Below are 16,863 nucleotides of genomic sequence, written 5' to 3' on the forward strand. Positions count from 1 at the left end.
ATGAACCAGACCGTAAAAACCTATTTCGATGCCTTCAATGCCGGTGATGTCGATGGCATGCTGGCCTGCCTGTCCGATGACGTGGCCCACCATGTGAACGAAGGTCAGATCCGCACCGGCAAAGAAAAATTCGCCGCCTTCTGCGCCCATATGGACCGCTGCTACAAAGAGAACCTGACCGATATCGTGGTGTTCGATGCCCAAGGCGGCACCCGCGCCGCCGCGGAATTCACCGTGAACGGCACCTATCTGGAAACCGATGAGGGGCTGCCACCCGCCCACGGCCAGACCTACCGCCTGCCCGCCGGGTCGTTCTTTGACCTGAAGGACGGCAAGATCACCCGCGTGACCACCTATTACAACCTCGCCGACTGGACCCGGCAGGTCTCGGGTGGCTAAGGTCACGGACGTCCGTTCCCTGACCGGAGCGGCGCTTGAGGCTGCTTTGGACGATGTTGCGCGCCTGCGAATCCGGGTGTTTCGGGCCTGGCCTTACCTCTATGACGGCGACCTCGACTACGAGCGCAAGTACCTGCAATCCTACCGCGACAGCGCCCGCGCCATCGTGGTCGGCGCCTTCGACGGCAACCGCCTCGTCGGCGCCTCGACGGGTGCGCCCCTGACCGACCACGCCGACGACTTCGCCGCCGCCTTCGAAGGCACCGGGCTAGACCTGAAAGATATCTTCTACTGCGCCGAATCCGTCCTGCTGACCGAGTACCGAGGCCAGGGCGTCGGCCACAGATTCTTCGACCTCCGCGAAACCCACGCCCGCGCGCTCGGCTTCAAAAAATGCGCCTTCTGCGGCGTCCAACGCCCCGCAGCTCACCCCATGCGGCCCGAGAGTTACCGCCCGCTGGATGCCTTTTGGCGCGCAAGGGGGTACGAGCCACTACCCGGAGCCATCGCTCAATTCTCGTGGAAAGATGTCGGGGACGAGGGCGAGACGCTCAAGCCATTGCAGTTCTGGATACGGGATTTGTGAACCTGGGGAACTCGCGGAAAGTTTGCCGCAAGAATTGGTGAATTTGTCAAACTTGCCACGGTATCGGGTTGAGATTTCAGACATTTCATTTTGCGTTTGATCGGGTTAAGGAACGTGGGACAAGCGTAGAACCCGCTTTGCTACCGCGACTAATATCTCATGGAGTTTTGTATTGCTAAACCGAGCCATTTGCGTCCTGATTTTCCCATTGATGATTTCAGCCTGTACCACTCAAGCGCCAAGCAGAGATCAAGTTTGGGAAACCATAGAGGGCTGTGGGGGCGACGAGCGGTGTGCGTTCGCTACTCTGGCTGCAGACGAGTACAACAAACTCGCGGGTAAACCCTTGGGTAACGGTATTTCGGTGAGGGGCGCACAAACCGACGGGACCGTTCTTTCGCTAGATGTCAATGTACCGGAGCGCATCAAAACCGAGCCAACCAGAGATGGACGAACTGCTGAACAAGAGTTGGCCTATTCCATGAGAAAAGACTTGTGTGGTGACAGAAACACCCGACGTTTTTTTGAGATTGGGGGAAAGCTGGTCCTTTCCACGTACCTGCCGTCGGGCGAGCGTTTTTCAAGAAGCCAACTGGAATCCTGCTAGTCTAACCTTCAATAGCAACTCCGTGTGTTGAACCCTGAAGGTATGCGCCGAGTGTTCGTTCGCCGCCGAGGTGACAGGGCCAAACACGCGTACTTGCCGCTTTGGCTGATTTCCTGCCTTGTACAGCAAGCGCGGTTCGCTTTAAGTGGATGACCGGCTCACGCACCATGGATTGCAGATATGAAAGTCGCTACCGCCGCCTATGACCTCGATTGGCTCGACAGTTGGGCGCAGTACGAGGATAAGCTGGATCGCTGGGTCTCCGACGCCGCAGGGCAAGGGGCTGATCTGCTGGTCTTTCCGGAATACGGCGCGATGGAGCTGTCGACGCTGGATGGCGCTGACGTGGCCCGTGATCTTGAGCGTTCGATCCACGCGGTCTCGAACCGGATGGAAGATGTACAACTTGTACATCAGCGTCTCGCAAAGGCGTACAACTTGTACATTTTGGGCGCATCGGCCCCGGTTCTGGCCGGGCCGGGCCGTCCGGTGAACCGGGCAGTTCTCTATGCGCCCGACGGCAGGGTGGACCACCAGGACAAACAGATCATGACCCGGTTCGAGCGTGACGATTGGGCCATCGCGCCGGGCGGTCCGCTGAAACTCTTCGACACCGCATTGGGCAAGATCGGCGTGCTCATCTGCTATGACAGCGAGTTTCCGCTGCTGGGCCGCGCCCTGAGCGAGGCTGATCTGATACTTGTCCCCTCGTGTACCGAGGCTTTGGCGGGCTATTGGCGCGTTCGGATCGGGGCAATGGCGCGCGCATTGGAAAATCAGTGTGTGACGGTCATGGCTTCGTTGGTTGGCGACCATGACTGGTCCGAAGCCGTGGACAGAAACGTGGGCATGGGCGGCATCTTTGGGCCGCCCGACAAGGGGTTCCCGTCTAGCGGGGTGCTGGCCGAAGGCACCCTGAACAAACCCGGTTGGACCTATGCCGAAATCGACCCAGGTTTGATCGCTGAGGTCCGCGCCGACGGGCATGTGCTGAACCGCACCCATTGGAATGAGCAAACCCCCCGCGCCGATTCCGTCATATTGTGCCCATTTTAGGCGATTCCGGCCTTGAAATAAGGGCCAAATAGGCTCATTTAGGCGCACAGCCTGCGGATTCCGCAGGTGCAACGTAATGATGGAGAAAACATGGCCAAGGAAGATACGCTCGAATTTCCCGGTGTCGTGAAGGAACTCCTGCCTAATGCGACGTTTCGGGTCGAGCTGGAAAACGGCCATGAGATCATCGCACATACGGCAGGAAAGATGCGCAAGAACCGCATCCGTGTTCTGGCAGGCGACAAAGTTCAGGTCGAAATGACCCCGTATGATCTGACCAAGGGTCGGATCAACTATCGCTTTAAATAACGTTTCGCCCCATGGCGTTTATCCTCGGATCAGGCAGCCCAAGGCGGTTGGACCTGCTGGCGCAGCTTGGCATTCGGCCAGACGCCATTCGTGCCCCTGACATCGACGAAACGCCCCTGAAGGGCGAATTGCCCGCACCGTATTGCAGCCGCATCGCACGCGCGAAAGTGGCAGCGGTTCCCGCGGCCCCCGATGACGTGGTCCTGTGCGCCGATACAACCGTCGCCCTTGGGCGCCGCATTCTGGGCAAGCCGGAAAACGCGGGTCAGGCCGCCGAGTTTCTGCATGCCCTATCCGGTCGCAGGCACCGCGTGATCACATCGGTTGCGGTGCGGCGCGGTGACAGAACGCTGCACCGCGACGTGGTAAGCCAGGTCAAGGTCAAACGCCTGTCAGATACCGAGGTCAACGCATACCTCGCCACCGGCGACTGGCAGGGCAAGGCGGGCGGCTATGCCATCCAGGGCCCTGCGGGGGCGTTCATTCCCTGGATTTCCGGGTCGTTCACTGGCATCGTTGGCCTTCCCCTGTCGGAAACCGCATCCCTGTTGCAGGGAATAGGCTTCCCCCTGTACCGAGAGGCGCCATGAAGGGCCGCATAATCGTTCTGGATCACATCCAATCCCGAGAAGCCGCAGCTCTGATGGTTGACGGCGTTCTGCAAGACTTCCTGATTGCCTCGGATGCGCCCGCGCCGGGAACGATCTATCGCGCGCGTGCGGACCGGCCGGTCAAGGGGCAGGGCGGCATGTTCCTGAGCACACCCGATGGTCCGGCCTTTCTGCGCCAGGTCAAGGGGCTTGCACCCGGCGCTTTGCTGCTTGTGCAGGTGTCGGGATATGCCGAACCCGGCAAAGCCATCCCGGTCACGAGCCGGATTTTGTTCAAAAGCCGGTATGCGATCGTTACCCCTGATGCGCCGGGGCTGAATGTGTCGCGCAGCATTCGCGATGAAGACGAACGCGACCGCCTGCTGGAGCTTGCCCATGATCGTATGCAAGACAGCCCCTTTGGCCTGATCCTGCGATCCTGTTGCAACGGGGCCGAGGCCGAAGATATCGCGCAAGACATCGCGGAAATGCGGGCCCAGGCCGAACAGGTCATGTCGGATACAGGCACCGAGCCTGAAACGCTTTTCGATGGCGACAGCCCGCATGTCCTGGCCTGGCGGGACTGGACGGACCCTGCCGAGATCGAGACCCAGGAAGGCAGCTTTGACACCTGCGGCGTGCTAGACGCGCTGGACAGCACGCGGGCTTTGTCGCAACCGCTTCAGGGGGGTGGCCACCTGTATGTTCAGCCGACGCGCGCGCTTGTGGCCGTCGATGTGAATACCGGCTCGGACAGTTCCATGGCCGCCGGGACACGCGCCAATTTTGCCTGTGCCAAAGCCTTGCCGCGCGTGCTGCGCGTGCGGGGCTTGGGCGGGCAGGTGACTGTCGACCTGGCGCCGATGCCCAAGAAGGAAAGGCGCGGGTTCGAAGCCGCCCTGCGCGCCGCATTCAAAAATGACCCCGAGGAAACAATCCTGGCCGGTTGGACCCCTCTGGGCCATTTCGAACTGCAACGGAAACGGGGCCGAATCCCGCTGTCCGAGGTCCTGAAATGAGCTGTCCGATCTGTGGCGAAAAGACAGTGGCCGCGCTGCGCCCGTTTTGTTCGAAACGCTGCGCGGACATTGATCTGGGCAAATGGCTGAACGGGTCCTACGCCGTTGCCTCGCAGCGGGACGAGGATCAGGACCCGGACATTTCCACCCCGTCAGACCGTCCGGAACGTCCTCATTAAAAAATGTCAAAAAGCCTCTGGACACTGCCTGTTGCAAGTCATAGAACGCGTCCACCCAACGGCAAACACCGTTCCCGTGCCCGGGTAGCTCAGGGGTAGAGCAGTGGATTGAAAATCCTCGTGTCGGTGGTTCGATTCCGCCCCCGGGCACCATTTTACAAGCTGATATTATTGTATTTTATGCTCTTGTCCGATCCTCGTTTCGGTCAGGTTTGACGCTTTTCTGCGAAGGTTTGACACTTTCGGCCCGCCTTCGGTTCTCTTCTTCCAATGTCGCCATCGTCTCGCGGTTCTTGTCGGCAAGGTTCGCCGACCGCGAATAGTGCCGCGCCATGGACGGTGTTTTCTGTCCCAGAAGGTCCGCGATGCGGCGTTCGTCGAGGCCTGCTTCGCGCAAAGTCGTGGCGACCGTGTGCCGTAAGCCCTTGAGGGTCAGGCCTTTTTCAATAAGGCCTTCATTCTCAAGGGCGGTTTTGAAGCGGTGCCAAACGGTTGAAAAGCCGTTGTAAGTCCATGCCTCGCCGCGCGAACTGGAAAGCACCGTCTCCGCTTCGTGGTCGGGCATGCGGTCAAGCGCCGCTTGAAGCGTCGGGCTGACCGGAATCGCGACGTCTTCGCCCGTCTTGCCGCGCACGCCCCAGATTGTGCCGTCATCGACCTGATCTTTTCGCAATCGAAGAGCGTCGGATGGATCGAGGCCGGTGTTCATCATTAGGGCAAGTGCCACGCGCACATGAGGCTTGGCCCTGCCCAATACGGTATCGCGTTCTTCTATAGTCCAGGGGCGGTTTGCATAGGCGCGGTCGCGCGGGCGGCGCTTTGGAATGACGTCTTTCGCGAAGTTGGCGGAGATCAGGCCCTTGGGGATGTTATAGCGAAAGACCTCGCTGAGAAGCGTCCGGACCATGTTCGCCCGCCGCCAGCCGATCTTCTTCGCCGCCTTATCGTGAATACCTGCGATCAGCGGCGTGTCGATCACGTGGATCGGCGTATCGCGTATCGGATTAAGGAAATCTGCACACTGGCGGTAGTCGCGCCGGGTCGCCTCAGCCAGGTTCTGATAGTGCTCAGTCTCAAAATAGGACTGGAACAAACCGCCAAGCGTTCCAGCCTTTGGTGCCTTCGCTCGCTGTGCCTCGGCGATGGCGCGGATCGTCTCGCATTCGGCGAAGAACTCGGCAGAACCAATCGGTGCGTGGGTCAGGTCAACCTTGTGGCCGGTCTCTCGGTGGTAGCATCGCTGCTTGCCGTGCCGGTCCTTGAAAATCTTGAAACCCTTGACCCGCACCTGTGTCATCAAAGGCGGTCCAGAATGGTGTCGCGGGTGTCGGTCACGGCCCCGGACTTCACATCATCAATCCAGAGATCGAGGTCACGGCGATCCCAAAGCAGCGTGCCTTGCTTCAACTCAACGGGGCGCACGGGACAAGCCGCCTTGAAATGCTTGACTGGCAACCCGGCATAACTCGCGGCCTCGGACTGCTTCAGCATGCGTTTGTCGATCACGCTGATGTTGAGATTTGTCGTCGCCATAACCGGACACCCCCGTCAATTCACTACTGAACCCTCGGCACTTTTGACCTTAGTCGCGTTCTTCTGGAACCGCTCCCAGCCGCTCATCGTCAAGAGCTTGGTTTTGGGGGATATTTCTACAAATTCGAGTTTGCCGCTGTTCATTAACGCTCGAACTTGCGCAACGCTTAGGCCAACCATTGAACCAAGTTCTTTCGGTGATAGTAGTTTTTCATGAGCCAAAACCCTCTCCTTTTCAGAAGCTAGCGTGAATCAGGTTGATTGCTTGGTCGAGCCGTGCTCCGATAGCGAAACACAACAAATAACGTTCATTTGTGCGTATAGCATTCAATTGAACTCAAACACAAGTGGATTGCCTTGGCAATGGCAGAACGTGCGGAAAATTACTTAACTGCGCTTGGAGCGCGCCTCGCCATCACCAGAAACGAGAAGGCGTTGTCTCAGGCAAAAATGGCCGAGGCTCTCGGAATGTCTTTGCGTGCCTATCAGAGCTACGAGCTGGGCAAGCGGTCGATCCCGATTGAAGCTCTGATCAGACTTCATCGCCAGTTTGACGTCGATTTGAGCTGGATACTGCTTGGCGTTGAGGCAGTGCGGCTCAAGCACGACCTGGACAAGCTGGAAGAATTTGAGGTCGAGCTGGACCGATACCTGTCGGAGAACGGGATCAAACTGAAAAGTGAAAAGCGCGGCGCTATCTCGGCGCGCTGGTATCGCTCTTTCCTCGAAGGGAAAGAGATCGCCATGGACGACGTCCATACCTGGATCGAGCTATTGAGGGAATGAACATGAACTTGACAGTCACCAAAGCCTGGAAGAGCCACCAGTTGGCCACGACCGAAAAGATTCAACGTGATATCTTTCGTTTTACGCATCAATTGTTGTTTATGTCAGCGGTGATCTCGTTGACCTACCTCACAATTTGGACCTTGGTCTATTGCTTTTGGGAAGCTGGTTTCCTTCCCGATGTTCTTCCACTAGTGGCGGCAGGCGCCGGCCTTGCGGTGGTCTTACTTTTTCCTGCTTTCGTCCTTGCTCTACGGGTCGAGCGAGCCATTGAAAGTCAACTTCGGCGCTAAGAGACGGCGAAAGTGACCGCACCATCCACATTGAAATTCTGAAGCAATATGACTTTACTGCATCGAAAAACCGTCTGGGAGTGAACTGTGACAAAACAAAAAGAAGATGTGTCGGGTGGCACTCCAGACACAAAAAATATTTCGGAGCTTCTCCTAGATAACAGCAATCCGAGGTTTGGAGAGCTGGAGCGAGGGATCGAACAATCTCAACTTGTTGATCTGATCATCGACAAGTTCGGGATTGAAGATGTAGTCAGCTCTCTCGCTATGAACGGCTTCTTCGCCGCGGAGCCTCTAGTTTGTGTGCGTCAGTCCGACGGTTCTTTGGTGGTTAAGGAGGGCAATAGGCGGCTTTGTGCTTGTATCGTTCTGACCGGCGATCCACGCGCGGTTCGGCAAGAGCGCTTAACTGCTAGGGTTCAGGCCGCTTGGAAAGCAAATGGAAGCCCAGCTATTGAACCGATCCCGGTTCTCATTTTTGAACCTGACGGCCCAGCGGCCGAAACCATGCTTTCGTATCTGGGTGTTCGGCATATCGCAGCGGCTCAAGCATGGGACTCCTATGCCAAGGCATCCTGGGTTGCCAAGATCACTGATGAAACAGGGATGCCGATCTCAAAGATCACGGAGATGATTGGAGATCAACACAGCACTGTGGTTCGATTGCTTGAAGGTTACCGTTTCATAAGGCAACTGATCGATACTGGCCATTTTCGCCCAAGCGATAGTCAGAAAAGAGGGCGAGGCAGTGTTTCGGAGTACCCGTTCTCTTGGGTTTATACGATCCTAGGTTATCGTGCTGCGCGAAACTTCTGCGGATTGGATGAAAAGGTATCGGAGCGCCGGGACCCGGTTCCAGATGACAAGCTCGATAATGCCGCGATTGTTGTAGAAGCGATGTTCGGGAACAGGAAAACCGGACGTAGTTCTGCAATTCAGGACTCTCGCCAACTGATTGACCTCGCTAACGCATTTTCTGACCCAGACAAGGTGGCTCTTCTAAAGACGGGCAGTGATCTCATTACAGTATTGGACAAGACAAAGCCTATTGAAGAAAAACTCGAAGAGAATCTTAGTAGGGTAAGAACGATCCTTTCCGACTTGGTGGCATCCGTTTCCGAGACGCCACCGACTTTGGACGCAGCCAAGCAGCACTTAGGGACTTCCGTAAAAGTGAGGTCATCAGCGTCAGATTTGGCGAAACGTCTTAAGGAGATCACGGATAAGGAATTCGAAGACGATGTCGACTGACCATTCCTACTTTTTGAGAGGTCACTTTCTTAAGGTCTCAAAAGATGCTGACCAAGCTGAACTAGTTGCGCTTCGGTTTGGCAAAGCTCGAGCTTCATCTGGTGTACGCGACGATGCGATCGCTGACACTTTGGAAGAGAGTTATTCTGCCGATGACGGAGTTGCAGAAGAGGCGTGGCAGGCGCAAGAATCTTCTTTGGATACAGCATCTTCGCAGATTCTAGAGGAACTGGAACGTCGCTCTAAATCGCTAGGTGATTTGTATCCCTTCAGCTTGGAAGGCGATGTTTTGACCTATGAGCAGTCAGATTCACTAGTGTACGAGTTTCTGTTGTGCACATCTCTTTCACCCAGTTTGACGACTGGTCGATTTAAGGACTTTCCAAGGCAATTCGAGCGACTTGCTACTGTGCTTACCGCTAACTTTCTGGGACCTAACACGAGGTACTGTCATGTTGGTTTCCCTAATGAGAAGAAGAGGTTCAAGAGGGCTGTAACTGTCGCGATTGAAGAAAGCAAAGAGCTAAGATGGCAGCCTGTTGATGATTTGCCGGACGAAGGCCCTCGCCAAGGTGATGAAGGTGTGGACTACATTCTGTGGAAAGACTTTGGATGTGGTCGTCCTATCGGGCAACCATTTTACTTCGGGCAATGCGCGTGCGGAAATGATTGGGACAGCAAGTTGAATGACGTGTCTGCCAAGTTCTTCAAATGGTTCTCTAAGCTTAAGGTATGCCCAGCAAAAGTCTTTGCGATCCCTTTTGTTGTGCCGGACAACAAACTCACTGAAGTGGCGCGAGATGCCGGAATCGTAATGGATCGGCTGCGCTTGGTTAAGGCTGTTTCATCAGGGGAACACTTCGACCAGGAAGACTGGAAGGACAAACTGTTCGACACGATGTGCTTGGTCGCAGCAGCCTAAGCCTCAGGAATTATTTCGAATCTCGGTTGAAGAATCTAACGCAGATCGTTTTGCTTAGGCAAACGGAGGCGAGTGATTCCTACAAAGGTTCTAGAATTCCACGGCTACACGCCGCTGTCGCCAGAAAGCAGATCATTTGCTGCAAGGCGATGGTGTCCGTTTGTCGACGAAAAATGCAAGAAGTCGCAGAGCGGCGGAGCGTGCGCCTTGCAGGCTCCAGATTCCCCTCCGGTGATAATCTGCCCAAACCGCCTCTATGGTAACAATTTCGCTGTTATCTCAAAGATCGCTGAAACTACGTTTGGACCTGGCTGCGATCTGGTTACTGATGTCGAAGCTGAAGCGAGACGACGTAAGTCATCTCTCAACGGTCGTGAAGTCGTCGTTTTCGGGCAGGGATATAGCGGTGAAGTCGGGATCAAAGCACCAGCTGCCGAGGGTGAAACCGGTTCGTTTAAGGTGGATTTCTTGCTTACCTCCGTTGGCCCTGAACTTGAGCCGCAGGCAATCGTTGCGATCGAGGTGCAGACGATTGACACCACAAACAGTTACAAGAAAGCGTCCACAAGCTACTATGCCGAGCAGCCGCATCCGAGCAAGTGGGGCGAAGGCGGAACGAACGCAGGCTTTAATTGGGAAAATGTCACCAAGAGAATTCTGCCTCAGATAATCTACAAAGGGCACGCTCTGCGGCGCGAAAAGCTCGCCCGACATGGACTATTTTTCGTTCTGCCTGACCCGGTCTTGCAAAAGATCCGGACGCGTATCGGCAGCTCACTTTTGGAGTATCCTAAAGGCCCTGGGACAGTGACCTTCCACTCCTATCAACTTGCTGATAAATGGACTTCCGCTGAACGTCCGATCGAGCTTGTGACTGAGTTTACTACCACCGTTGAGCAGATTGCCTTCGCCTTCGTGTCCCCTCAAAACTTGCCACCGTTAGGTATCTATGAGGATACGATTTCGACTAAATTGAGGGCACTCAGCCGTAAGAAGAGTCTTTGAAGGACGCGCAAATTGGCTATGCGAAAGCGGCTTCAAGCTGAGTGCTAGCAAGCTCCGCGCCTAACGCTTCCAAGATTGCAAGGCCAATGCACTTTCCCATCTTTGGTGGAACTGCATTTCCTACTTGAACGAACTGTTCGGTCCTCGGCCCCGAAAAATGAAACCAATCTGGGAAAGACTGAAGACGCGCAGCTTCGCGAACGGTGATGCTGCGGTCCTGCTCTGGGTGGATATAGGCCCCCCAATGAATATCGCACTTAGTCAGGATGGTGCATGCCAACCCATCCCAGCGCATCCTACCGTACCTCTTAGTATGATCGCTTCGCTTGGCTCTCTTCATTCCGGCCGGCAAAAGATCAAATGGAACGTCTCGCCAACTGCCGCCCTGGGGTATGTGCTGCATCCGCTCTAGGTTAATTGCTCCAAGCTTCGAGGCAGAATGGTTATGAACTTTGCTCGATCCAAGTCTGAGCTCGGCCTGATAACTTGAGCTTGCTTTTGTTCGGTAGTTTGTAACACCGCGATCCTCGCCGTTGACCAACTCAGGCAAGTCAGACAGTGCATCGCGGATTGTAGTGTACGGCTGCAAGTCGGGTCCGTGAGTTTTCGTCGGCCAGACAATCGGCGCACCTATACGATTACCAATGAAAACTACACGGCGGCGTTCTTGAGGAACGCCATACTCTTCCGCCCTCAAAATCTTAGCTTCAACATTGTAACCAAGGCTGCGAATACCCGACAAAACGGCCTGAAAGGCTTCGCCTTCGCCAGCGGACATGATCCCGGTGACATTTTCCATGACCAACCATTTGGGCATCAAGCCTTCAACGATCCGGAGGTACTCTTTGAATAAATGACTACGTTGGTCGTGCATGCCGCGCTGATGATTGTAGACTGAGTAGCCTTGGCAAGGTGGACCGCCTGCCAGGACATCAAGCTCAAACTTCTTCAGTCCGGTGGCTCGCAAAAAATCATTTGCGGTCAAATCGTAGATTGAACCCGGAATGAATGTGGCGTCTGGGTGGGTCGCAGCAAACGTCGAACCAGCATGCTCGTCGATGTCATTGCCCGCAAGCACGCGGAAACCCGCTTGACGCATGCCTTCGGACAAGCCTCCGGCACCACAGAACAAATCAATTACGGTCGGTTCATTCATTTGCTTCCACCCACGCCACGGAGCCACGCAAAAAGCACGCAAACTATCTGCATTTTGTCCGCTCTCTTTTTTCTCATACAACCAGTTGTGCCAAACCAAGGCAACACTGAAGGCATACTACTCGCAATGTTCTTAATTCGTTCTTACTATTTGGTGGCTTGATCATCAAGCCTATCCGATCTCGTATACAGCACTGACGCCTCAATGCCTCAACCCCCGCTCTGCATGCGCCTCCTGGCTGTCTAGCTGTCCCTCAATCTCTCGGCGGCGGCCTTCGCTAAGGTCAAGCTCTGCTGCAAGTTCTCGTTCAGCGTCTTGTAGCTCGCCTCGTCGTTCAGCAATCCGCTCAAGGCCTTCATGGATGCGGCTTGTGAACGAATGAGCAAGGTCACGCAGTCTTTCAAACCAGCCAGTTCCCTCTCGATCCTGCCGGTCGAGCGTGTCTCCAAGGCGGTCAAATCCCTCGCGGAGGCCTCTGAGGCCGTCACCAACCGCTCGACGCAGGCGAGCAAGTCGCGTTCCAAGGCTGTCAGTTGGGGCATCTAATCCTCCTCGATCCGAATGCAGGTGACGTGTCGTCCGCCCATCGTGCAGGTCCTGAGCCGCGTCTTTGATGGGTCCAGGATCAGCCAGGTCCCCTCGGGCTTCTCGATCCGTGTCAGGCCCATCTCGGTCAGCTCCGAACGCGTCAGATGCACCGTCCAGAAAAAGCTCGCGGCCATCATCGAGGCGATCCCCGTCACCACCATCGCCGCGATCAGCCAGGGCGAGATCGTCAGCCAGAGGCGGATCGACCTCAACCGCGTCTCGAACATGGTCGCCGTCTCGGTCTGAAAGCGGCGCGTATCGCTCGCGATGGTATGCTGCGCGGCGCCCACAATGTTCTTCAAATCGATCCTGAAGCTCTTGAGCTGGGATGAGATCGAGGCGACGTGTTCCTGCCTGATCTCGTCGAGCTCCGCGTTCAACTTCACGCTCAGTCGGGTCGGCTTGCCAGTCTTCATGGAAAATCTCTCCTTTCAGCCGCCAGCGCTCGCCAGTCTCCGGGTCACGGGCGGTGATGTAGGCCTTGCCGGTGCGCGGCAGGTCGAAACCGGCGTCGGTGAGCGCGTCGATCATGGTCGCGCGGTCGGTGATCATCCCGAGGTCGATCTGGTCCTGTATCCAGGCGTGCAGCTCGTCACGGCCCTGCGCGCGGGTCGGAGCCTCGATGGTGTCGCGCACTTCCTGCGCGCGCTCCACATCCATCGGATCGGCCCAGCCGGTGCGCTGGTTCATCACGTCCCGCAGGCTGTCATAGGCGTCCTGATATCCCGGCGGCGCGATGTTGAGGCTCTTGCCCGTTGTCAGTTCTAGGCGCGGCGTGCAGAAGTGCAGCTCGACCCGGCCTTCGTGGCGATGGCGGACCCAGAGCACCTCATATTGCTCAGGGTCCAGCCCCGCGAAGGCCAGCCGCTCGAACTGGTCCATGACCTCGGCCTGCTGGTCCTCGGTGGGGTCGTCGCTGTCCGCAAAGCTGATCACACCTGCGCGGTAGGTCCACTGGTGGCGGCAAGCATCGATCAGGGTCTCGGTGCGCTCGGGACTGCCGCGCAGGACCTCGGGGAGCGGGTCGCGGGTGACGGCCACCGGCTGGCCGTCGGCATCGCGTATCAGGTCGCGGTTGCCGTCGTAGGCCAGGACGCGCTCGGCGACGAGGTAGCCGACCGGCCCCGCACCCGCGCCTTTGCCGTTGGGGAAGAACTTGATCAGCACTGGTGCGCCTCATCGAGGAGTGCTGCGAGCTGGCGTTCAATCACCACGAGGCGGCGGGCAACGGTCAGCGTGTCGAGGTCGGTGCGCCCGACCTTCATCGAGTGGTTCAGCCAGCGGGCGATCTGATTGAGGTTGCCGCCGATGCGCCCGACCGCCAGCACCAGCGCCGGATCGACGCGCGGCACGGGCTTGCGGCGACGAGCCTCGGTGAGGCCAAGCGCCTCACGGAGGAGCGTCGCGGCGGGCAGGCCTGCGGCCTCGGCCTTGGCGCGCAACTCGGCCTTCTCAGCCGTCGTGCAACGGAAGACGAAAGTCTCCGTCAGCGGCTCCTTTGCGCCGGGCTTGCCCGCGCCGGTGGGGTTCGAAGGGGAGGCTTGCCGCCCCTCGCAAGGTCCCGTGTCAGCAGCGCCAGCGTATGACACGGGTCGCCTTGCTGTTTGCTCTTTGGTGGGATCGGTTCCGCTCATGATCGAAGGCCCGCCGCCTGGATTTGCGGCTGTGTCACCAGTTGAGCGGCCAAGAGCGCATCGATCTGGCCGGGTGTGATGTGGCGGCAAAGGGGATGTTTGTCCGTGACCCAATTGGCCAAGCCTGCGAGCATTTGGGCTTCCTTCGCCTTCGCTTCATCTCGGCCCTTGGCGATGTCGTCGACATAGGCGCGCCAGCGCCCGGACCTGAACCAGTTGTCCGAGAAACAGACTTTCGAGCGGGTGAAGCCCGCGCTCTCGGTCGCGTAGCTCTTCACGGCCTGCAACAGGTCCTCGACCTCTATCCCAGCGTCCAAAGCCTCCCTGATCCGACTGAGACACTCAGCCTTCCCGCGCAAACGGTCGGGCGGATAGGCGGCCAAAATCTTCTCAGCCCCTTCATCCTCCGCCGCCTCGCGCTTGCGCGTAGGTGGTTTATGGATGGTTTTAGGATGGTTTGGGGGCCGTGGTGGCCCCGGTACCCCGGCCACTGTGGCCCCCGTTCCGGGTCCAGACTGGACGGGGTCCACTGTGGCCCCCGTCTCGATCTCCGGCTCAGCGGTGAGTTCCAGCGCCTCGATCCGAGTGAGATCGATCCGGTAAACTACCGTGAATCCGTTCTTGCATCCGCGCGCGCCGGTCTCGACCAATATGCCTTCTTTCAGGAAGTCTCGGATCGTCCGCTTGACCGTTGTCTCGCCCAGCTCCGTATGCCGCTGGATCGTTCCCTTCGAACACCAGATGCCCGAGCCATCGTCCGAGGCCTTGTCCGCCAGAAACATGATGATCTGCTTGCGCGTCGCACTCCCGAACTTTCGCTCCGCACACGCATTCGCCACACGCCAGCTCATTGGATGGCTTCAGAGCTAAGGTTTGACAATTCGCCGCTAAGTGCTTGATGCGCCGTGGTGGGTTTGACAGATTTTTCGTGACTAACCTGTTGAGCGCTTTCAATAAGCTTCGGTTTGAAAATCCTCGTGTCGGTGGTTCGATTCCGCCCCCGGGCACCACTTCCTCAGGTAAACCCTTGGTTTCACTCCAGCTTTTAACAGCAGGTTGGAGCCGTAGACCATGTCAGAGACCATTTCACCCAAGTACACCTTCGTGAAAGAGGGTGTTTTTTACTTCAGTCGCCGCATCCCCAAGGAGCTTTGCCGCTACTACTCGTCTTCTCGGATCGCATTTTCTTTGCGTACTCACTCGGCAAACGTAGCTGCGACGAGGGCAAGAAGAGCGGCTGATCAACTGGATGAGTATTGGTTTCATCTGAGGTCGCAGGATATAGAACTGCCTGGAAAGCACATGTTGCGTCTTGGCGCAGCCAACTCCGCCGCAACACCAGTTGTTCTGAACGAGACTTCTGCTGCCTCTGTACTGTTGTCTGAGGCAGTCGAGATTTATCTTACACAGAAGGGCCAAGGACGCCCCGTGACGTTTCACCGGGGCGCTAAGAGAGCGTGTGGCTACGTGATTGATGCCTGTGGCGACAAACACCTCGAAGTCTATACCAAAGCGGACGCTAACAAGTTCCGCGACGCACTCATCGCGCGTGGTCTCGTCGGTAGCAGCCTCACAAGGATTTTCGGGACAGTTAGAGCCGTTACCAACTTCGCAGCGAGTGAGCAGGGCCTTTCGCTGCACAACCCTTTCTCTGGAGTTTACTACGACCGCTCCGCTGGGGGCTCTGGCCGAAACCCATTGCCAAGAGAAGCAATAGTGACTGTTCAGGCGAAATGCAGGGAACTTGATGACGACTTGCGTTGGTTGGTGGCTTTAGTTTCAGACACTGGCATGCGGCTTGCAGAGGCTGCTCGGCTGGGAAAAGAGGACTTCATGTGTGCGGACGATGGTTCTCTCTCAGTTCGCGTTCGCCACCATCCATGGCGTCGTTTGAAGACGCAAGACAGTGAGCGTGACGTACCACTTGAAGGAAACGCTAGATGGGCAGCGCAGCACCATATCCGCCGTCAGAGTTTTTCGGAAAGCGTGAGCGTTTTCACAACGGAGGCTCTGGTTCGGTTTCTGTTTGAGTTTAGGCGGCAGCGGTCTGATGCAGCAACCGGCGTTTTCGGATTGTCTGTGTTTTGATCTCCTCTCGCATTTTCAGGATCTTTGCGCCGCGGCCGTTGTAGACATCGGCAGGTGTTAGATTGTTCAAGCTCTCGTGATAGCGATGGTTGTTGTAGTGGTCGATGAAGGCGCCGATCTGGCGTTCCAGATCGCCGGGCAGGAAGTAATTTTCCAGCAGAACCCGGTTTTTCATGGTCTGGTGCCATCGCTCGATTTTGCCCTGGGTTTGCGGATGGTGTGGCGCACCGCGAACGTGATCCATGCCTTTATCCTCAAGATAGTCGGCGAGATCGGCCGCCACGTAGGACGAGCCGTTGTCGCTGAGTAATCGTGGCTTATGCACGACCTTGGCCTGATCACAGCCCGAGGCTTCCAACGCCAAGTCCAGCGTGTCGGTGACATCCTTGGCCTTCATCGTGGTGCAGAGTTTCCAAGCGATGATGTAGCGACTGTAATCGTCGAGGATCGTGGACAGATAAAACCAGCCCCAACCGATGACCTTGAGATAGGTGAAGTCGGTCTGCCATAGCTCGTTCGGTCTGGTTGTCTGGTCACGGAACTCATCGGACGCGCAGATCACTACATGGGCTGGTGCGGTGATCAGGTCTTCGGCTTTGAGAAGGCGATACGCTGAAGATTCCGAGATAAAATACCGCTTCTCGTCGGTGTATTTGACCGCCAGTTCGCGCGGTGTCAGATCTTCGTGGTCCAGCGCGAACTCGACAAAGGCTTCACGGACATCACCTGGGATGCGGTTCCAGACGGATCCGGGCCGTGGAGAACGATCGGCAAGCGCATCGATCCCGCCTTCGACCCAACGCGCATACCAATCGTAGTAGGTGCTACTGGGGATGCCAATCATCGTCAGCGTCTGCTTAAC

22 protein-coding genes and 1 tRNA gene are annotated in these 16,863 nt (G+C 56.9%); 15 read left to right on the forward strand and 8 right to left on the reverse strand.

Going from position 1 to position 16,863, the window contains the following annotated elements; all coding sequences use genetic code 11:
* The 9 genes from ACXAG8_RS17700 to ACXAG8_RS17740 all read left to right on the forward strand — a co-directional run bounded on the left by ACXAG8_RS17700 (position 1) and on the right by ACXAG8_RS17740 (position 4,898).
* On the forward strand, positions 1–399 hold the full coding sequence (locus tag ACXAG8_RS17700; protein WP_475230185.1) for a ketosteroid isomerase-related protein: 399 nt from the start codon (positions 1–3) through the stop codon (positions 397–399).
* Positions 392–985, forward strand: coding sequence for a GNAT family N-acetyltransferase (locus ACXAG8_RS17705; RefSeq protein ID WP_475230188.1), 594 nt, complete (start codon positions 392–394; stop codon positions 983–985). The genes ACXAG8_RS17700 and ACXAG8_RS17705 overlap by 8 nt, the downstream gene beginning before the upstream one ends.
* Before the next feature lie 208 nt (positions 986–1,193).
* A complete protein-coding gene (locus tag ACXAG8_RS17710) occupies positions 1,194–1,592 on the forward strand; it encodes a hypothetical protein (RefSeq protein WP_475230192.1) in 399 nt (132 codons plus the stop codon).
* Positions 1,593–1,772: 180 nt separating this feature from the next.
* Positions 1,773–2,648 carry a carbon-nitrogen hydrolase family protein gene (locus tag ACXAG8_RS17715; protein WP_475230195.1) on the forward strand — a complete coding sequence of 292 codons (876 nt, stop codon included), beginning with the start codon at positions 1,773–1,775 and terminating at the stop codon, positions 2,646–2,648.
* Between the two features lie 90 nt (positions 2,649–2,738).
* Positions 2,739–2,957, forward strand: a complete 219-nt coding sequence (gene infA / locus ACXAG8_RS17720; RefSeq protein ID WP_005978431.1) for a translation initiation factor IF-1 — start codon at positions 2,739–2,741, stop codon at positions 2,955–2,957.
* Between the two features lie 11 nt (positions 2,958–2,968).
* The gene (locus ACXAG8_RS17725; RefSeq protein ID WP_475230199.1) at positions 2,969–3,547 is read left to right on the forward strand and encodes a Maf family protein; all 579 of its coding nucleotides are present in this window, start codon (positions 2,969–2,971) and stop codon (positions 3,545–3,547) included.
* A complete protein-coding gene (locus ACXAG8_RS17730; protein ID WP_475230202.1) occupies positions 3,544–4,566 on the forward strand; it encodes a ribonuclease E/G in 1,023 nt (340 codons plus the stop codon). Before ACXAG8_RS17725 ends, ACXAG8_RS17730 begins: the two co-directional genes overlap by 4 nt.
* The gene (locus ACXAG8_RS17735) at positions 4,563–4,745 is read left to right on the forward strand and encodes a DNA gyrase inhibitor YacG (RefSeq protein WP_475230206.1); all 183 of its coding nucleotides are present in this window, start codon (positions 4,563–4,565) and stop codon (positions 4,743–4,745) included. Before ACXAG8_RS17730 ends, ACXAG8_RS17735 begins: the two co-directional genes overlap by 4 nt.
* A 78-nt stretch (positions 4,746–4,823) precedes the next feature.
* Positions 4,824–4,898, forward strand: a tRNA-Phe gene (locus tag ACXAG8_RS17740).
* A 25-nt stretch (positions 4,899–4,923) separates the two neighbouring features.
* On the opposite strand, the gene ACXAG8_RS17745 is transcribed toward ACXAG8_RS17740, so the two are convergent.
* The 3 genes from ACXAG8_RS17745 to ACXAG8_RS17755 are packed head-to-tail and all read right to left on the reverse strand — an operon-like array spanning position 4,924 to position 6,500.
* Positions 4,924–6,042 carry a tyrosine-type recombinase/integrase gene (locus ACXAG8_RS17745; RefSeq protein ID WP_475230211.1) on the reverse strand — a complete coding sequence of 373 codons (1,119 nt, stop codon included), beginning with the start codon at positions 6,040–6,042 and terminating at the stop codon, positions 4,924–4,926.
* A complete protein-coding gene (locus ACXAG8_RS17750) occupies positions 6,042–6,278 on the reverse strand; it encodes a hypothetical protein (RefSeq protein ID WP_081893890.1) in 237 nt (78 codons plus the stop codon). The genes ACXAG8_RS17745 and ACXAG8_RS17750 overlap by 1 nt, the downstream gene beginning before the upstream one ends.
* Positions 6,279–6,293: 15 nt before the next feature.
* Entirely contained in the window at positions 6,294–6,500 is a 207-nt protein-coding gene (locus ACXAG8_RS17755) for a hypothetical protein (protein WP_475230217.1), read from the reverse strand.
* Positions 6,501–6,641: 141 nt separating this feature from the next.
* Here ACXAG8_RS17755 and ACXAG8_RS17760 point away from each other — a divergent pair, with 141 nt between their 5' ends.
* The 5 genes from ACXAG8_RS17760 (at position 6,642) to ACXAG8_RS17780 (ending at position 10,535) form a co-directional block, all read left to right on the forward strand.
* On the forward strand, positions 6,642–7,064 hold the full coding sequence (locus ACXAG8_RS17760) for a helix-turn-helix domain-containing protein (protein ID WP_475230220.1): 423 nt from the start codon (positions 6,642–6,644) through the stop codon (positions 7,062–7,064).
* 2 nt (positions 7,065–7,066) lie between these two features.
* Positions 7,067–7,357, forward strand: coding sequence for a hypothetical protein (locus ACXAG8_RS17765; protein WP_475230223.1), 291 nt, complete (start codon positions 7,067–7,069; stop codon positions 7,355–7,357).
* Between the two features lie 87 nt (positions 7,358–7,444).
* Positions 7,445–8,608, forward strand: coding sequence for a hypothetical protein (locus ACXAG8_RS17770; RefSeq protein WP_475230226.1), 1,164 nt, complete (start codon positions 7,445–7,447; stop codon positions 8,606–8,608).
* A complete protein-coding gene (locus ACXAG8_RS17775; protein ID WP_475230229.1) occupies positions 8,598–9,530 on the forward strand; it encodes a hypothetical protein in 933 nt (310 codons plus the stop codon). Before ACXAG8_RS17770 ends, ACXAG8_RS17775 begins: the two co-directional genes overlap by 11 nt.
* A gap of 72 nt (positions 9,531–9,602) precedes the next feature.
* Positions 9,603–10,535 carry a hypothetical protein gene (locus ACXAG8_RS17780; protein ID WP_475230232.1) on the forward strand — a complete coding sequence of 311 codons (933 nt, stop codon included), beginning with the start codon at positions 9,603–9,605 and terminating at the stop codon, positions 10,533–10,535.
* Between the two features lie 16 nt (positions 10,536–10,551).
* On the opposite strand, the gene ACXAG8_RS17785 is transcribed toward ACXAG8_RS17780, so the two are convergent.
* From ACXAG8_RS17785 to ACXAG8_RS17800, 4 genes are all read right to left on the reverse strand, one after another.
* Positions 10,552–11,772 carry a DNA cytosine methyltransferase gene (locus ACXAG8_RS17785; RefSeq protein WP_475230235.1) on the reverse strand — a complete coding sequence of 407 codons (1,221 nt, stop codon included), beginning with the start codon at positions 11,770–11,772 and terminating at the stop codon, positions 10,552–10,554.
* 120 nt (positions 11,773–11,892) lie between these two features.
* Complete coding sequence (locus ACXAG8_RS17790) at positions 11,893–13,446, reverse strand: relaxase family protein (RefSeq protein WP_475230238.1); 1,554 nt, start codon at positions 13,444–13,446, stop codon at positions 11,893–11,895.
* The gene (locus tag ACXAG8_RS17795; RefSeq protein ID WP_475230241.1) at positions 13,440–13,913 is read right to left on the reverse strand and encodes a plasmid mobilization protein; all 474 of its coding nucleotides are present in this window, start codon (positions 13,911–13,913) and stop codon (positions 13,440–13,442) included. Before ACXAG8_RS17795 ends, ACXAG8_RS17790 begins: the two co-directional genes overlap by 7 nt.
* Complete coding sequence (locus tag ACXAG8_RS17800) at positions 13,910–14,764, reverse strand: hypothetical protein (RefSeq protein WP_475230248.1); 855 nt, start codon at positions 14,762–14,764, stop codon at positions 13,910–13,912. The genes ACXAG8_RS17795 and ACXAG8_RS17800 overlap by 4 nt, the downstream gene beginning before the upstream one ends.
* Positions 14,765–14,984: 220 nt before the next feature.
* Between ACXAG8_RS17800 and ACXAG8_RS17805 the strand changes: the two genes are divergently transcribed.
* Positions 14,985–16,001: a DUF6538 domain-containing protein gene (locus tag ACXAG8_RS17805; protein WP_475230252.1), complete on the forward strand. Its 1,017-nt coding sequence runs from the start codon at positions 14,985–14,987 to the stop codon at positions 15,999–16,001.
* Here ACXAG8_RS17805 and ACXAG8_RS17810 read toward each other — a convergent pair.
* Positions 15,946–16,863: IS3 family transposase (locus ACXAG8_RS17810; protein WP_475230255.1), on the reverse strand; the 918-nt coding region annotated here is incomplete at its 5' end. The genes ACXAG8_RS17805 and ACXAG8_RS17810 overlap by 56 nt on opposite strands.

This window comes from Ruegeria sp. ABD4_443 (assembly GCF_056160865.1).

What these genes read in the sequence shown, in the direction of transcription:
- infA (WP_005978431.1), top strand. Translation starts at nt 2,739, where the DNA reads ATGGCCAAGGAAGATACGCTCGAATTTCCCGGTGTCGTGAAGGAACTC.
- ACXAG8_RS17775 (WP_475230229.1), top strand. Translation starts at nt 8,598, where the DNA reads ATGTCGACTGACCATTCCTACTTTTTGAGAGGTCACTTTCTTAAGGTC.
- ACXAG8_RS17730 (WP_475230202.1), top strand. Translation starts at nt 3,544, where the DNA reads ATGAAGGGCCGCATAATCGTTCTGGATCACATCCAATCCCGAGAAGCC.
- ACXAG8_RS17725 (WP_475230199.1), top strand. Translation starts at nt 2,969, where the DNA reads ATGGCGTTTATCCTCGGATCAGGCAGCCCAAGGCGGTTGGACCTGCTG.
- ACXAG8_RS17750 (WP_081893890.1), bottom strand. Translation starts at nt 6,278, where the DNA reads ATGGCGACGACAAATCTCAACATCAGCGTGATCGACAAACGCATGCTG.
- ACXAG8_RS17765 (WP_475230223.1), top strand. Translation starts at nt 7,067, where the DNA reads ATGAACTTGACAGTCACCAAAGCCTGGAAGAGCCACCAGTTGGCCACG.
- ACXAG8_RS17715 (WP_475230195.1), top strand. Translation starts at nt 1,773, where the DNA reads ATGAAAGTCGCTACCGCCGCCTATGACCTCGATTGGCTCGACAGTTGG.
- ACXAG8_RS17735 (WP_475230206.1), top strand. Translation starts at nt 4,563, where the DNA reads ATGAGCTGTCCGATCTGTGGCGAAAAGACAGTGGCCGCGCTGCGCCCG.
- ACXAG8_RS17745 (WP_475230211.1), bottom strand. Translation starts at nt 6,042, where the DNA reads ATGACACAGGTGCGGGTCAAGGGTTTCAAGATTTTCAAGGACCGGCAC.
- ACXAG8_RS17760 (WP_475230220.1), top strand. Translation starts at nt 6,642, where the DNA reads ATGGCAGAACGTGCGGAAAATTACTTAACTGCGCTTGGAGCGCGCCTC.
- ACXAG8_RS17700 (WP_475230185.1), top strand. Translation starts at nt 1, where the DNA reads ATGAACCAGACCGTAAAAACCTATTTCGATGCCTTCAATGCCGGTGAT.
- ACXAG8_RS17805 (WP_475230252.1), top strand. Translation starts at nt 14,985, where the DNA reads ATGTCAGAGACCATTTCACCCAAGTACACCTTCGTGAAAGAGGGTGTT.
- ACXAG8_RS17795 (WP_475230241.1), bottom strand. Translation starts at nt 13,913, where the DNA reads ATGAGCGGAACCGATCCCACCAAAGAGCAAACAGCAAGGCGACCCGTG.
- ACXAG8_RS17800 (WP_475230248.1), bottom strand. Translation starts at nt 14,764, where the DNA reads ATGAGCTGGCGTGTGGCGAATGCGTGTGCGGAGCGAAAGTTCGGGAGT.